17 protein-coding genes are annotated in these 12,867 nt (G+C 46.0%); 2 read left to right on the forward strand and 15 right to left on the reverse strand.

Annotation, left to right across the window (positions count from 1 at the left end; translation table 11 throughout):
• Window positions 1-16: 16 nt before the first annotated feature.
• The 8 genes from MKX34_RS19635 to MKX34_RS19670 all read right to left on the reverse strand — a co-directional run bounded on the left by MKX34_RS19635 (window position 17) and on the right by MKX34_RS19670 (window position 6,385).
• Window positions 17-403 (reverse strand): YraN family protein, encoded by a 387-nt coding sequence (locus tag MKX34_RS19635; RefSeq protein ID WP_038571990.1) that lies wholly within the window; start codon window positions 401-403, stop codon window positions 17-19.
• The gene (locus tag MKX34_RS19640; RefSeq protein ID WP_038571992.1) at window positions 400-702 is read right to left on the reverse strand and encodes an EscU/YscU/HrcU family type III secretion system export apparatus switch protein; all 303 of its coding nucleotides are present in this window, start codon (window positions 700-702) and stop codon (window positions 400-402) included. The genes MKX34_RS19635 and MKX34_RS19640 overlap by 4 nt, the downstream gene beginning before the upstream one ends.
• Window positions 699-2,888, reverse strand: a complete 2,190-nt coding sequence (locus tag MKX34_RS19645; protein WP_076297619.1) for a hypothetical protein — start codon at window positions 2,886-2,888, stop codon at window positions 699-701. The genes MKX34_RS19640 and MKX34_RS19645 overlap by 4 nt, the downstream gene beginning before the upstream one ends.
• A 117-nt stretch (window positions 2,889-3,005) precedes the next feature.
• A complete protein-coding gene (locus MKX34_RS19650) occupies window positions 3,006-3,617 on the reverse strand; it encodes a ribonuclease HII (RefSeq protein ID WP_076100429.1) in 612 nt (203 codons plus the stop codon).
• Window positions 3,618-3,805: 188 nt separating this feature from the next.
• Window positions 3,806-4,666, reverse strand: a complete 861-nt coding sequence (gene ylqF / locus MKX34_RS19655) for a ribosome biogenesis GTPase YlqF (RefSeq protein WP_036688587.1) — start codon at window positions 4,664-4,666, stop codon at window positions 3,806-3,808.
• A gap of 29 nt (window positions 4,667-4,695) precedes the next feature.
• Complete coding sequence (lepB, locus tag MKX34_RS19660; protein ID WP_036688589.1) at window positions 4,696-5,304, reverse strand: signal peptidase I; 609 nt, start codon at window positions 5,302-5,304, stop codon at window positions 4,696-4,698.
• 298 nt (window positions 5,305-5,602) lie between these two features.
• On the reverse strand, window positions 5,603-5,947 hold the full coding sequence (gene rplS, locus MKX34_RS19665) for a 50S ribosomal protein L19 (protein ID WP_036688590.1): 345 nt from the start codon (window positions 5,945-5,947) through the stop codon (window positions 5,603-5,605).
• Window positions 5,948-6,094: 147 nt separating this feature from the next.
• Window positions 6,095-6,385 carry a hypothetical protein gene (locus MKX34_RS19670; protein WP_076297620.1) on the reverse strand — a complete coding sequence of 97 codons (291 nt, stop codon included), beginning with the start codon at window positions 6,383-6,385 and terminating at the stop codon, window positions 6,095-6,097.
• Between the two features lie 412 nt (window positions 6,386-6,797).
• Between MKX34_RS19670 and MKX34_RS19675 the strand changes: the two genes are divergently transcribed.
• A complete protein-coding gene (locus MKX34_RS19675; RefSeq protein ID WP_076297621.1) occupies window positions 6,798-7,748 on the forward strand; it encodes a hypothetical protein in 951 nt (316 codons plus the stop codon).
• A gap of 60 nt (window positions 7,749-7,808) precedes the next feature.
• On the opposite strand, the gene MKX34_RS19680 is transcribed toward MKX34_RS19675, so the two are convergent.
• On the reverse strand, window positions 7,809-8,039 hold the full coding sequence (locus MKX34_RS19680) for a hypothetical protein (RefSeq protein ID WP_036688596.1): 231 nt from the start codon (window positions 8,037-8,039) through the stop codon (window positions 7,809-7,811).
• A gap of 205 nt (window positions 8,040-8,244) precedes the next feature.
• Between MKX34_RS19680 and MKX34_RS19685 the strand changes: the two genes are divergently transcribed.
• Window positions 8,245-8,421 (forward strand): hypothetical protein, encoded by a 177-nt coding sequence (locus tag MKX34_RS19685; protein WP_155288145.1) that lies wholly within the window; start codon window positions 8,245-8,247, stop codon window positions 8,419-8,421.
• A 603-nt stretch (window positions 8,422-9,024) separates the two neighbouring features.
• On the opposite strand, the gene trmD is transcribed toward MKX34_RS19685, so the two are convergent.
• The 6 genes from trmD to ylxM form a co-directional block, all read right to left on the reverse strand.
• The gene (trmD, locus tag MKX34_RS19690) at window positions 9,025-9,816 is read right to left on the reverse strand and encodes a tRNA (guanosine(37)-N1)-methyltransferase TrmD (RefSeq protein WP_076100428.1); all 792 of its coding nucleotides are present in this window, start codon (window positions 9,814-9,816) and stop codon (window positions 9,025-9,027) included.
• Window positions 9,816-10,340 (reverse strand): ribosome maturation factor RimM, encoded by a 525-nt coding sequence (gene rimM, locus MKX34_RS19695; RefSeq protein ID WP_038572005.1) that lies wholly within the window; start codon window positions 10,338-10,340, stop codon window positions 9,816-9,818. The genes trmD and rimM overlap by 1 nt, the downstream gene beginning before the upstream one ends.
• Window positions 10,341-10,429: 89 nt before the next feature.
• Entirely contained in the window at window positions 10,430-10,660 is a 231-nt protein-coding gene (locus MKX34_RS19700; protein WP_036688600.1) for a KH domain-containing protein, read from the reverse strand.
• Between the two features lie 22 nt (window positions 10,661-10,682).
• Window positions 10,683-10,955 (reverse strand): 30S ribosomal protein S16, encoded by a 273-nt coding sequence (rpsP, locus tag MKX34_RS19705; protein ID WP_036688604.1) that lies wholly within the window; start codon window positions 10,953-10,955, stop codon window positions 10,683-10,685.
• A 54-nt stretch (window positions 10,956-11,009) separates the two neighbouring features.
• The gene (gene ffh, locus MKX34_RS19710) at window positions 11,010-12,398 is read right to left on the reverse strand and encodes a signal recognition particle protein (RefSeq protein ID WP_036688607.1); all 1,389 of its coding nucleotides are present in this window, start codon (window positions 12,396-12,398) and stop codon (window positions 11,010-11,012) included.
• A 21-nt stretch (window positions 12,399-12,419) separates the two neighbouring features.
• Window positions 12,420-12,776 carry a YlxM family DNA-binding protein gene (gene ylxM, locus MKX34_RS19715; RefSeq protein ID WP_036688609.1) on the reverse strand — a complete coding sequence of 119 codons (357 nt, stop codon included), beginning with the start codon at window positions 12,774-12,776 and terminating at the stop codon, window positions 12,420-12,422.
• Window positions 12,777-12,867: the final 91 nt, after the last annotated feature.

A 12,867-nucleotide genomic window follows, 5' to 3' on the forward strand; every position in this document is an offset into this window, starting at 1 on the left:
GAATATAGAGTTACTCTTAAAACGCCTCGCGAATATGACTAAGTGAAGCTAGGCTAAGATCGTCATTTAACAAGACGCTAATTACATCAAAAGAAACCCGCCGTTCCTCATAACCCTTCATATGCAAATAAACCTGTGTTGTATTCCGAACCTGGTTTATTTTGCGAGCATTCACCGATTCTTCTGGAGTTCCCTGAAGCAGCTCTCCACTGCGGCTACGAACTTCGACAACAACAATACAGTCTTCACGCTCCGCAATGATATCAAGCTCTCCAGTACGACAACGCCAATTCCGTTCCAATATCATATATCCACTAGAAGATAGGTACTGCACAGCTCCGTTCTCTGCAGCAGTTCCTTTCTCTTTGCGGTTATAGTGTTTTCTTACATATGGCTCTTTCATTCTTGTCCCCGTTCACCAGCAGAACGATCGCTTTGATACACAAAGCTGAGGATTTCCGCCACCAGCTGATAGAGCTCAGACGGAATCTGTTGGTCCAGATCAAGCTTTGAAAGAACCTCCACGAGGGCTGCATCTTCCTGAACAGCAACCCCGCTCTCCTTAGCCTTTTGCAGAATAAGGTCTGCTATCGCGCCTTGTCCCTTGGCTACTACGACAGGAGCCTCGTTTTGTCCGGGACTATATTTGAGAGCGACCGCTTTTTTGAGCCCTTGTGAAATTGGCTGTACAGGCTCATTCATATACGGTAATCCACTCCTTTGTAAGCCTCAGGAACATAATCAACAAACTTATTAGTATTGGAACCAGCAAGCTCTTTAGGTAAATTCAATTCTGGCAAGGGTTCGGTTCTTAAACCTGATAATTGATAACCGATGGATTCTACTGCAGTTTTTATATCATCACGCCGCGTCTCCAGCAGCTCAAGCACCCACGGATGATCATTATGAAGCTTAAGACTAACGATTCGATCTACAACCTGCACGTCTACCAATGTCTGCCCTAGCTGCTTCATGTCCAAATCGAACCATAATCGACAGTTAGCTGCATCCAACTCCCCTTTGCGGCCCCGCCTGGACTGGATATGAACCGATGCAGTTTCCTGCCCATCTGGACCTTGCAGCGGCAAGAACAGTGTAACCTGCGCGAAGGGAGCAGTCCGGTCTGTATTCAGCAGCAGCTGTTGGCCTGTCAGCTGCTGCACTAGCCCGCTCGCGGCATCTTTTACCGCGGGCGGCACCTCGCTGCTGCTCATAAGCTGCAGCAGCACGCCCTTCAACGTGTCGGCAGCTTGCTCCCCGCCGACACTGCCTAGCGCGGCTGCAGCTGTCCCCGCTGCCACTCGCGCCGTCTCCGCGGCCGGCAAAGCGCCGCCGCGCACGGCCTGCTGCTCGTGCTCCGCACCGAGCAGCTTCAACACCCGCCCCACCCACGACTCCGCATCCGCGGGTGGGGCGGTGTCTGGCTGCACCGGCGAAGCCGCAGCAGCCGTGGTCTCCCCGCGCGGCGCTGCCGGCGCGGGGGCAGGATCTTGTCCCGCCGCGTCAGCGGGCGGGACGTTCGCGAGCTGCGGCATGCTGCCGCGCAGCTCGGTGAGCACGCTCTGCAGCTTCGCGAGCAGGGCAGCCCCGCTAGGCGCAGCAGCTTGGCTTGCTGCACCAGCTTGGTTTGCCGCAGCAGCTTGGCTATCTGCCCCAACTGATCCAGTGGCGCTTGTATTCGCGCCACTGACACTGCCCTGCGCTCTATCTTTATTTAGACTCATTTCATTGCCATGAGTTTCGCTCCCATTAGAACTATTTTGATTGTTTACAATCCCGTCCCCTTGCGTGTTAGCGGCACTACTCTGAGTCCCGGCAGCAATCGTAGAAGTTGTCTTCCCAGCCAAAGGTTCACCAGTATTTCCACTCTTCGAGAGCTGAACAACCTCACCAGCCTCTTCGGGCACCAGTGGCTTAGCAGTTACAATACCGGTTTCATTCTCAGGAGCTTCAGCTGTACTCGCAGCTGCACTTCCCGATATTTCTGATTTCACTGAATTCAAAGGAATTGCAGTTTCGTCAGAAATAACTCCGGCTCCCATTGCCCCTCCTGTTGCAGCAGCACTTCCGCTTGTAGTAGTAACACCAGTGCTACCTTCAGCAGGTTTACTTACAGGTTGTCCAGTCCCTTTAACCGCCACCTGGTCCATTTCCGCATCAGCATCACCTGCTGATACCGCTTCCCCGTTAATCACAGCGCCTGTACCTGTCGTTACAGGAGCATTCAGCTTTCCGGTTTGGGTACCCATTTCAGCTTTAGCTTCAGCTGTTGTTGTTTCTTCACCGGCGACTTGACCTGCCCAAATCGTAATCTGTTCTTCGAGCGCTGACAAAAGCTGATGAAGCTGCGGACCAAAAACCGCCTGCTGCAATCCTTTCACACTTTCAGGGGTAACCGGCAGGCCCCGCTTTACAGAAATGACAGCTGCATCAAGCCACTCTGAGGTCGGCACGCCCGCAGGTTTCGCACTCATTACAGCATCCAGAATCGCTGCTGTCTCTTTGGTAAGCGGAATACCACCCGACTGCATCGCCAACACAATTTCCCGACCCGCTTTGGAGTCAGTAAGCCCAAGCGATTCCAACGCCTCGCCCATGTTTTGCGGGGTAGCTAACACCGTTTCGCCGAGGGAGACCGGCTTCAATACGGGCAATCCGCCTTCTCCGGGTGCTCCAACCTGCAAGTTCAGGGTCTCTCCTGGCAGTAGTGGTGTTTCCAACTCCGCACGAACAGGTGTACCTTGAATCTGCACAACGGCTTCTTTTCCCGAATCCGATACAGACAAAACAACACCACGTACAACTTGCCCTTCTTTTAATTCCAAAGACTTGGCCGCTCCCGGTTTATTATCCCCGAGCAATCCGCGGATCAATGTTCCGATATTCATACCGTTTCTCCTCCCTCCATTTTCTCTCTTCTTACTATATCGGTATTAATCCGACTTTTTTGAGCGGTGAATTTATCCAAGCTTAAGCGCCTTTGGCGTCTTTTATATTCTGATATTTTAAAAAAGGGTTTGCTGTTCAGCAAGAATCTTCCCAATAAAGCTGCGCCGATGCATAGGTGTCGGACCTAACGCCGTAATTTGTTCCCTGTGAAGCTTGGTCGCATAACCTTTATGTATCGCAATCCCATAATCAGGGTATAATTCCTCCCACACCCCTTCACACAGTCTATCTCTTGTTACTTTAGCTATAATCGAAGCTGCCGCAATGGACTGGCTGTTAGCATCCCCTTTTATGATCGCCTGCTGCGGCAACGGAAGATCTACTTTTTCAGCATCGATTAACATATAGTCCGGGGTATGACTAAGACCTTCTACCGCTTTTTTCATCGCCAGACGAGAAGCCTGCTTAATATTAATTTCATCAATCATGCGGGAATCCACATAACCTACACCAATAGCTATCGCCTGCTCCATAATAATCTCGAATAAGGCATCTCTTTTTTTCGCTGTAAGCTTCTTAGAGTCGTTGACGCCATCAATAATAAGCCCTTCCGGCAAAATCACCGCTGCTGCAACAACATCCCCAAACAAACAACCTCTGCCTACTTCATCTACGCCGGCTATACGGCGATAAGACTGTTCCCAGCCCTCTTTTTCATAACTCAACATATCTATCGTACTCACGAATCTGTCACCGCCAATTATAATTTATTCTATAAACTACATAAGTCAGCTTACCATAGTAAAGCTCACATGGTCATGTACAAATAACCACTCCAATTTGATCCAAATCGGCAAAAAAAAGAGCCCCCGAAAAATTCCGGATGGCTCTTCCATACCCATTCATTTAAACGCCTTTAAGGTGTTTCCAGCGTAAAACGACCAAGCTTACCTGCCCGCAGCTCATGCAGCAAAGCACGTGAAGCTTTTTCCAGATCAACACGTCCACCGCTAATCAGACAACCGCGTTTGCGGCCCACGGCTTCCATAACTGCGACGATCTCATCAGGGTTCTCAAGATCCTCAGGAAGCTTCTCAATACCAAAGCGTTCTTGAAATCTGGAACCATAATCCTTCACCAAATACTTCACTGCATAAAAAGCAATGTCCTCAATGTTCAGGATTTCTTCTTTGATCGCACCCGTCACTGCCAAGCGGTAACCCACGTCTTGATCCTCAAACTTCGGCCATAAGATACCAGGAGTATCCAGAAGCTCCAGATTACCTCCTGTTTTAATCCACTGCTGGCCCTTAGTAACCCCCGGGCGGTCACCCGTAGCAGCGATACTCTTACCAGCCATTCGATTAATCAGCGTTGATTTACCGACGTTAGGAATACCGACGATCAATGCGCGCATAGCTCGTGGGTTCATTCCTCTTGCGATCTGCCGATCAATTTTTTCCTTCAGCAGCAGCTTGACCTGCTCCGGAATCTCCTTGACGCCTGTTCCAGTAGATGCATCCACAGGATGGGCAACATGCCCTTGTTCCTTAAAGTAAGCCAGCCACTTCCGAGTAATTTCCGGATCCGCCAGATCCGCTTTGTTCAAAATAATTAATCTCGGCTTGTCCCGCAAAATATCGTCAATCATCGGATTGCGGCTGGAAAGCGGCAGACGGGAATCGAGCAACTCTATAACAACATCAATCAGCTTCAGCTTATCCTCGATTTGCCGCCTAGCCTTCGTCATATGACCAGGAAACCAATGAATGGCCATTGCCGTCACCTCCTTTGACTTCTGTCAACTTAATGGTTAATCAGTGTAATATCTTTTATCGGCCAGAAGATTAAATCTGCACGACCCACAATATCACCCAGCGGCACATAGCCAATCATCCGACTGTCTGTACTATCCGAGCGATTATCCCCCATAACGAAAATATGTCCTTCTGGTACAGTACCATCCGTGAATTTTTCATTTGGGAAATCTTTATTATTATACAGAGCGTTGTTACTATGCGCAGCATCAATAGCGCCTTGGATGTAAGTCTCGTTAACAACCTCACCGTTAACTGTAACTACATCTCCTTCTACTTTCACAGTATCTCCAGCCACACCAATTACACGTTTAATAAAATCTCTACCTTCAGATGGCACGTGGAATACAATAACCTCACCCCGCTGCGGTGATCTTATATCGTATAAAATTTCATTAACGATAACACGTTCTCCCGTATGGAAATTAGGCTGCATGGAAGGTCCATCTACAATAAAAGGCTTGAATAAAAGCCAGCGAATCAGTATAACCAGAACTAAAGCAATCGCAATGGCCTTGACCCATTCCAGCACTTCATTTTTCTGTTTACGTGGGTTCTGCTCGCTTGATTCCAAAGTTTCGCTTTGTTCCTGCTGCATAGTTCACCGTCCTCTCTTAATACTACTCTTACTATACAACACAAAAAAACTCCTGCCAAAAACCCCTCCACAGATACTCCTTCAGGAGGCCTTTTCGGAGAAGCTTATCCCCAAGCGTATATGTCACACGCATTGTATACCAAGCTAAAACGCCCTCAGCGTCCTTTTAAGGACGGTAAGCGTTTATGCGAGAAATTTAAGAATAATGTATAACGTAAAACTTATGCTTTTCTTATATTTTCAAAAAAAAATAAAGCGAAAGGGGCTTGAACTCAAGCCCCTCTCCTCTGTCACTATTCTAGCGACGAATTTCTTTAATTCTCGCTGCTTTACCACGTAGTTCACGAAGGTAATAAAGCTTAGCACGACGCACTTTACCACGACGAGCCACTTCGATTTTTTCGAGTTTAGGCGAGTTGATTGGGAATGTTCTTTCCACACCAACACCGTAAGAAATTTTACGAACCGTAAAAGTCTCACTGATTCCACCGCCACGACGTTTGATTACAACGCCTTCGAACAACTGGATACGCTCACGAGTTCCCTCGATAACTTTTACATGCACCTTCAAAGTGTCACCCGGACGAAAACTAGGGATATCTTTACGAAGTTGCTCTTGCGTAATAGCTTGTAGGATATTCATTAAGGACTTCCTCCTTCCGTACAGGTGTTCTTGCCTCTTCCGGAGAGATCTAAGCTCTCCCTCATTATCCGCAGCGGACCACCGTATTCCACACAACAGAGTTAATAATATCATAAAGGACGGGCTAATACAACTTATTTTTCTATTTTATAACGGCAACATATCTCTTTTTTTTGCCTTAGACTGGCAGTCTTTACACAAGCCGACCACGGTTCCGTTGTCTTGAGCATAGAAGATCAACTTTCCATTCTTCTTCTTGCAAGAAGAGCAAGGCTGCTCCCCTGGACTCTGTTTGGCTTTGCGATGACTATCCATTGAGATCACATTACTGCTAGTGGTGCGCAAAGGATTGCTTGAGCTGCTTGTTTTCTTTTTCTGAGCTATATAATACCCAACACCCAGCGCTAGCAAGGCAAGCAAAATAACTACATATTGCATCTGGCTCCCTCCGCTCTTCATGATTTAATTGAGGTAAGAAAATAAAAAGACCGCCCTGTGATGCAAGTAAGGCAACGGTCTATATCGTATTCGCAAACTAGCCCTAGCACATCTCACTTTAAAAAGCGCTTTTCAGTAGCTGCTGAAGATTATATATGAGAGCATCTTCGCTCTTTTTATATGTATCCTTACCCATTTTAATGTCAGCGTAAGATCTATATTACATTTTAGCACAATTGAAATTTGAAGTGTAGTGAACACTTTTTAAATACCTAGTCTTTGGTCCAGTATATTAACCCGTCTACAGCCGTTTTTACAATAAATCCCCGTAGGCTATACTTACAGAAGTACGTACATAACGTAGCGCTTAGGGAAAAACACATATACCCAAAAATAAGGAGGATTTTATTCAATGAAAAAGAGTAATACAACTAGCGTAATGGCAGCTGTAGCCGTCTTGTCCATCGTACTTCTGGCAGGATGCACAGAATTACCGGGTAGGCAATCCGCTAATAATGAATTAGGAAAGAATATCACTGAAGATGTGCAGCAAAATATTGGTGAGGCTGTGAAGCAAGAGCTGGGTAAAGCCGCTGCAAGCGTGGAGCAGGCCGTTCAGGATACAGCTACCAAGGTGGCCGACGAAGTTAAAGCAAACAGCATTAGCAAAGAACTATCCTTATCTAAAGAGATCGGCTCTGCTTCAGTGCTTAGCATGAACAATGCAGTGGGAGAAATAGAGGTTACATCAACCAAGGGTGATCAAATTAATGTGAGTGCGACAATCTTAGCCCATAACGGCTCCGCTCATAAAGCTGACCGCCAGAAAATTTTGGATGACGCTGAGATTTCAATAGACGTTAGTGGCGATACTCTGAAGGTATCTACAAATTCCAAATCAAATCCGAAGAAGGATTTATGGACTTGGGCTCAAGACAAATACGGTTATTCAGATTTTAGCATTAACTATACCATTGAGATCCCCACCCGTATGGATGAATATCAAATCACCAATAATGTCGGGCAAATTCGTCTCCGCAATCTGGACGGAAACTACCGCATCGTCAGCAACGTTGGAGCTATTGATATCGAAGGAGCTAACATCACCGGTAAGTCCACTCTAGAGTCTAATACAGGAAGCATACGCATGGATATAGCCGGAATGAAGAGTGATAGCCGTCTTAAAGCGACAACAAATGTAGGTAGCCTCAATGCTGTTCTAGCCGATGGCGTGAAATGTAGCTTGGTGGCTAAAAGTGATCTAGGCCAGATCACCGGGGTTGAGGGTGGCAAACGTGATGTTAACGGAGGAGGTCCATTGTTGTCCTTAGGCTCTGATATAGGCGCAATTACAGTAGAGTAACCAACCACTAATAAACAGACCGTCCGGATGAGCGGACGGTCTGTTTTTGCATCATCATGATTAAATTAATGCAATAGCCAACAGCGTGAACAAGCTGAGAGTTAAAATATTGTCTGCAGCATATGGGTAACCAAAAAATGCAGAAGTCTGCACAGGTCCATTGGATCCTGTTCTTAAGTAAACATTATATCTGTCCACATCTGTAATCACACCTTCATGCTGTCTGCCATCAGTAGTCAGGATACGTACCCTTCTATTCTTACAACGTAAGCAATTATAATAAGCCTCCACTAGTGTACTCCTCCTCATTCGTAATGATATACTCTATGGTGAGGAGTACAGGTCGGTAACGGCTAAGTTACATAGGTCATTTGTTTGCATCGATATTTACTTTCCGTTCTCTGCATTTTTTGTATTCCCAAAGGTTATATATAAGGAAAGACATATTTTCGGCTTGTTATCCGTACCATCCTATCCATTCAAGGAGGCCAATCGAATGAATGTAGCACGTAAACAGTTTATTAAGGAAGGCGTACTGCGTATTACCATCTTTATTATTTTATCATCGCTTACCTATACCGTTCGCAACTATGCATGGGCAGTTACTGTTCTCGTATGTTTTGCGCTTTACGCTCTACTTACAGGAGTATATCGCCTCTTTCGCAAAGAGTAGAATGCGCCTCCACGAATTTTTATAGTTAACCAACCCCCCCCTTTCCAAAGAGTTTTTAATTTTCCTTGAAGAGGGGGTGTTTACATTCTGATCAGAGTCACAGGGTTTGACCTCTCTTAGTAGGAACAATAAAACCATTAGATGTAGTGAACTTTCGTTCGCTATACTCTAATGGTTTTATTGGACTTGCTTATTCATACTTAATTATTAATCTTATATGTTCAAGCTTTAAAGGGCGAATGGGAATTACGATTTGCGATTTGTATAATAATCGATAATATCATTCACGGTGCGGAGCGGCTCCGCTTCTTTGTGGATCGTGTCCACGCTAGGCTTGAATTCTTCACGCGTCTTCGTAGTCACTTCAGTTCATTCCTTTCAATAGTTAAGCTTGCTGCATCGTAAGCTGCATATAGTATTACGCCACCTCTATCTATTACCCCAAATAGAAGAGTTCAACGCACCTATGCTCATTTGTTTTGGAAATTACGCAAAAAAAATACGAGATTATAACCCCTCTTATATTAGGTAAACATAACAAAAACGCCTCCTTAACGTAAGATACGTTAAAAAGACGTAAAATATGCCTGTTTTATTAAAATTTTACTCCGGCTTGATTTCATTTTTCAGACGTTCCAGTGTTTTCTTGTCTTTCAACGTTAGTTCTGCACTTTCGAGCAAATCAGGTCTACGTTCAAGTGTACGCTGTAACGCTTGCTCTCTCCGCCATACTTCGATGTTGGCGTGATGGCCACTCAGCAACATATCTGGTACCTTCCAGCCGCGAAACTCAGCGGGTCGAGTGTAGTGAGGATATTCCAACAGCCCTGTACTGAACGAATCCGTGATCGCAGAGGTTTCATTTCCAAGCGCTCCTGGCTGTAGCCGAACTACTGAATCAATAACCGTCAGTGCTGGTAGTTCTCCACCTGTTAACACGTAATCGCCAATCGACAGTTCATCTGTAACCAGATGCTCCCGTATCCGCTCATCGTAGCCCTCATAATGACCACATATAAAGATTAGATGCTGCTCTTGTGCCAGTTCCTCAGCAATCTTCTGATTATACGTCTTTCCTTGCGGGCACATAAGAATGATGCGCGGCTTCACAGAGGAAGGCGTCGGGACTGCAGATTCAGAACCATTCTCCAAAGGACTAGCCTCGATCCCCAATACATGTTCTACCGCTGCAAAGATCGGGTCAGGCTTCAGTACCATGCCCCCGCCCCCGCCATACGGTGTATCATCCACACTGTTGTGCTTATTGCCTGAAAAATCACGAAAGTTCACTGCATTCAAAGATACAATCCCTTTTTCGCGTGCCTTACCAAGAATGCTTGTGCTAAATACGCCTTCGCACATCTCCGGAAAGAGCGTTAGCACATCAATTCTGATCATGGCAATAGTCCTTCCATTAAGTGAACCGTAATTCGTTTGGCCTCAATGTCCACGTTCAGCACTACATCGTTAATTACAGGGATAAGGATGTCTTGCCCTTTAGCAGGCTTAACAACCCACACGTCATTTGCACCTGGCTGTAAAATTTCCGTAATTGTGCCAAGCGGTTCATTTCCAGCATCATCCGTATAAACTTCACAGCCAACGATTTGATGGAAGTAATATTCGTTCTCTGGCAGATCAACCAGATCATTACTTGGCACCTTAAGCAAACTTCCCTTATACTTTTCCACTTCGTTAATATTGGTATATCCCTTAAGCTTAACGATAAACATACCCTTATGCTCTCGAGCGGATTCTACAGTCACTTCGAATTTTGCACTGCCATCCGCAGGGATGACGAACAGCTTCTTGTCTTTAGCGAAACGAACCTCAGGAAAATCGGTATGGGATAATACTTTAATCTCCCCGCGAATTCCATGTGTATTCACAAGCCGGCCTACGGTTAATTCTTCCGTCATATAACCCTCTCCTTTACAAGCTTCATCTATATATTTGAACAAAAAGGAGCCGGGATATACTATCCCTAGCCCCTCATTGTACGCATTATTTAAGATAAAATATCTACAGTTACGCGTTTATCGCTCTTGACTGCTGCAGATGTGACTACTGTACGGAGCGCCTTGGCGATCCTGCCTTGCTTGCCGATGACCTTTCCTACATCATCTGGATGTACGGACAGCTCATAGACAATCAAGTGTTCTTTCTCCACAGCCCGTACCGTCACATCTTCTGGATGATCCACTAAAGCCTTAGCAATTACTCCAACTAATTCTTCCATAGAGGACCCTCGCAATCAGTCATTATTTCTGTTGCTTAAGCTCATGAAACTTCTTCATCACGCCTGCTTTGGAAAGCAAGTTGCGGACGGTATCAGATGCTTGCGCACCTGTTTGAAGCCATTTAAGAGCTTTTTCCTCATCGATCTTAACTACTGCCGGTTGTTCAATCGGATTATAATAACCGATTTCCTCGATAAAACGACCGTCACGAGGGGACCGGGAATCGGAAACCACTACACGATAGAAAGGCGCTTTATGCGCTCCCATTCTTTTTAGACGAATACGTACTGCCACGAAAAATCACCTCCTTATAATAGTTTCCAACATGAGTTGGACAGACATTCAAGATCATTTAAAAGGGAATTTCAGCCCTTTTCCACCACCAAGACCTTTAAGCTGCTTCATGGCATTTTTCTTGGAGGCTTTGCCGCCTCCGCCCATCATGCCGGAGAATTGCTTCATCATCTTACGCATCTCATCAAATTGTTTGATGAGGCGGTTGACCTCAGCGACTGAGGTTCCGCTGCCGGTTGCGATACGCTTGCGGCGGTTATGGTTAATGATCTCAGGCTGTTGCTTCTCCGCCTTAGTCATAGAATGAACTATGGCTTCAACGCGTCCCATTTGCTTATCGTCGACCTTTAAATCTTTAATGCCCTTGGCTTTGTTCATACCCGGAAGCATATCAAGAATTTGATCGATAGGGCCTAGCTTCTTCACCTGATCCATTTGCTCAAGGAAATCATCGAACGTAAACTCTGCATTACGCATCTTACGTTCCATTTCTTTAGCCTTGTCAGTATCAATGTTCGCCTGGGCTTTCTCAATCAGCGACAGCATGTCGCCCATACCCAGAATCCGCGAAGCCATACGTTCCGGATGGAACGGCTCCAGCGCGTCGATCTTCTCCCCTAAAGCGGCGAATTTGATCGGGCAACCGGTAACAGCTTTTACTGACAGTGCAGCACCACCACGGCTGTCGCCGTCGAGTTTCGTCAATACGACCCCTGTAAGCTCAAGCTGCTTATTAAAGCTCTCGGCTACATTCACGGCGTCTTGACCTGTCATAGCATCTACTACAAGAAGTACTTCATCAGGATTTACAACATTGTGAATCTGCTTGAGTTCTTCCATTAGTTCTTCATCAATATGCAGGCGGCCTGCAGTATCGATAATAACATAATCCAGTCCGTTATCTTTCGCATGTTGTACAGCTTGTCTGGCAATTTCTACCGGACTAGTCTGATCACCCAGCGAGAATACCGGAACCTTAATCTGTTCTCCCAGCACTTGCAGCTGCTTGATAGCAGCAGGCCGGTAAATATCTCCCGCAACCAGGAGCGGACGATGATTGCCCTTCTGTAACAGCTTAGCTAGCTTACCCGAAGTGGTTGTCTTACCAGCCCCTTGTAGACCCGCCATCATAATGACGGTCGGTGGCTTGTTCGACTTGGCCAGCTTCGCTTGGCTTCCGCCCATCAGCTCGGTTAGTTCCTTGTTGACGATGTCGATAATTACCATGCCAGGCGTAAAGCTGTCCATGACTTCCTTGCCTATGGACTTTTCTTTCACCTTAGCTACGAATTCTTTAACTACCTTGAAGTTAACATCGGCTTCCAGAAGGGCTAACCGCACTTCACGCATAGCTTCGTTTACGTCTTCTTCGGATACTTTACCTTTACCGCGTAGCTTGCTGAACACATTCTGCAATCTTCCGGTTAAACCCTCAAACGCCATATGCAGATTTCTCCCTTCGTGCTACTCTAACCTCTGCAAGCGATCCACGATCTCCGCGAACCGAAGTTTATATTGCTCAGGCAGCATCCCATTCTCCGGCAGTCTGCGCAGCTCTTCTAAATATTTAGTACGACTCTCATGTTTCACTAATAGTCCAAGTTTTTCTTCATAATTCTCAAGGACTTGCTCAGCCCGCTTAATATGCTCATAAACAGCTTGGCGGCTGATTTCAAATTCAGCGGCGATTTCTCCCAAGGAAAAATCATCGTGAAAATAATATTTAAGAAACGTTTGCTGCTTATCTGTAAGCAGTCGTTCATAGAAGGCAAAAAGCAAATTGATACGATTCGTTTTCTCGAGCCTATTCTCCTGACTCATTAAGGACAACCCCTTCGTCAAGGAAAAACACTTTACACCTTCACAACGTCCCTTATGATACCTAAAAGAAAGAGAGATGTCAAGCACTTTT

The sequence above is a fragment of the Paenibacillus sp. FSL R5-0636 genome (genome assembly GCF_037974255.1).
Classification (GTDB): Bacteria; Bacillota; Bacilli; order Paenibacillales; family Paenibacillaceae; genus Paenibacillus_AQ; species Paenibacillus_AQ odorifer.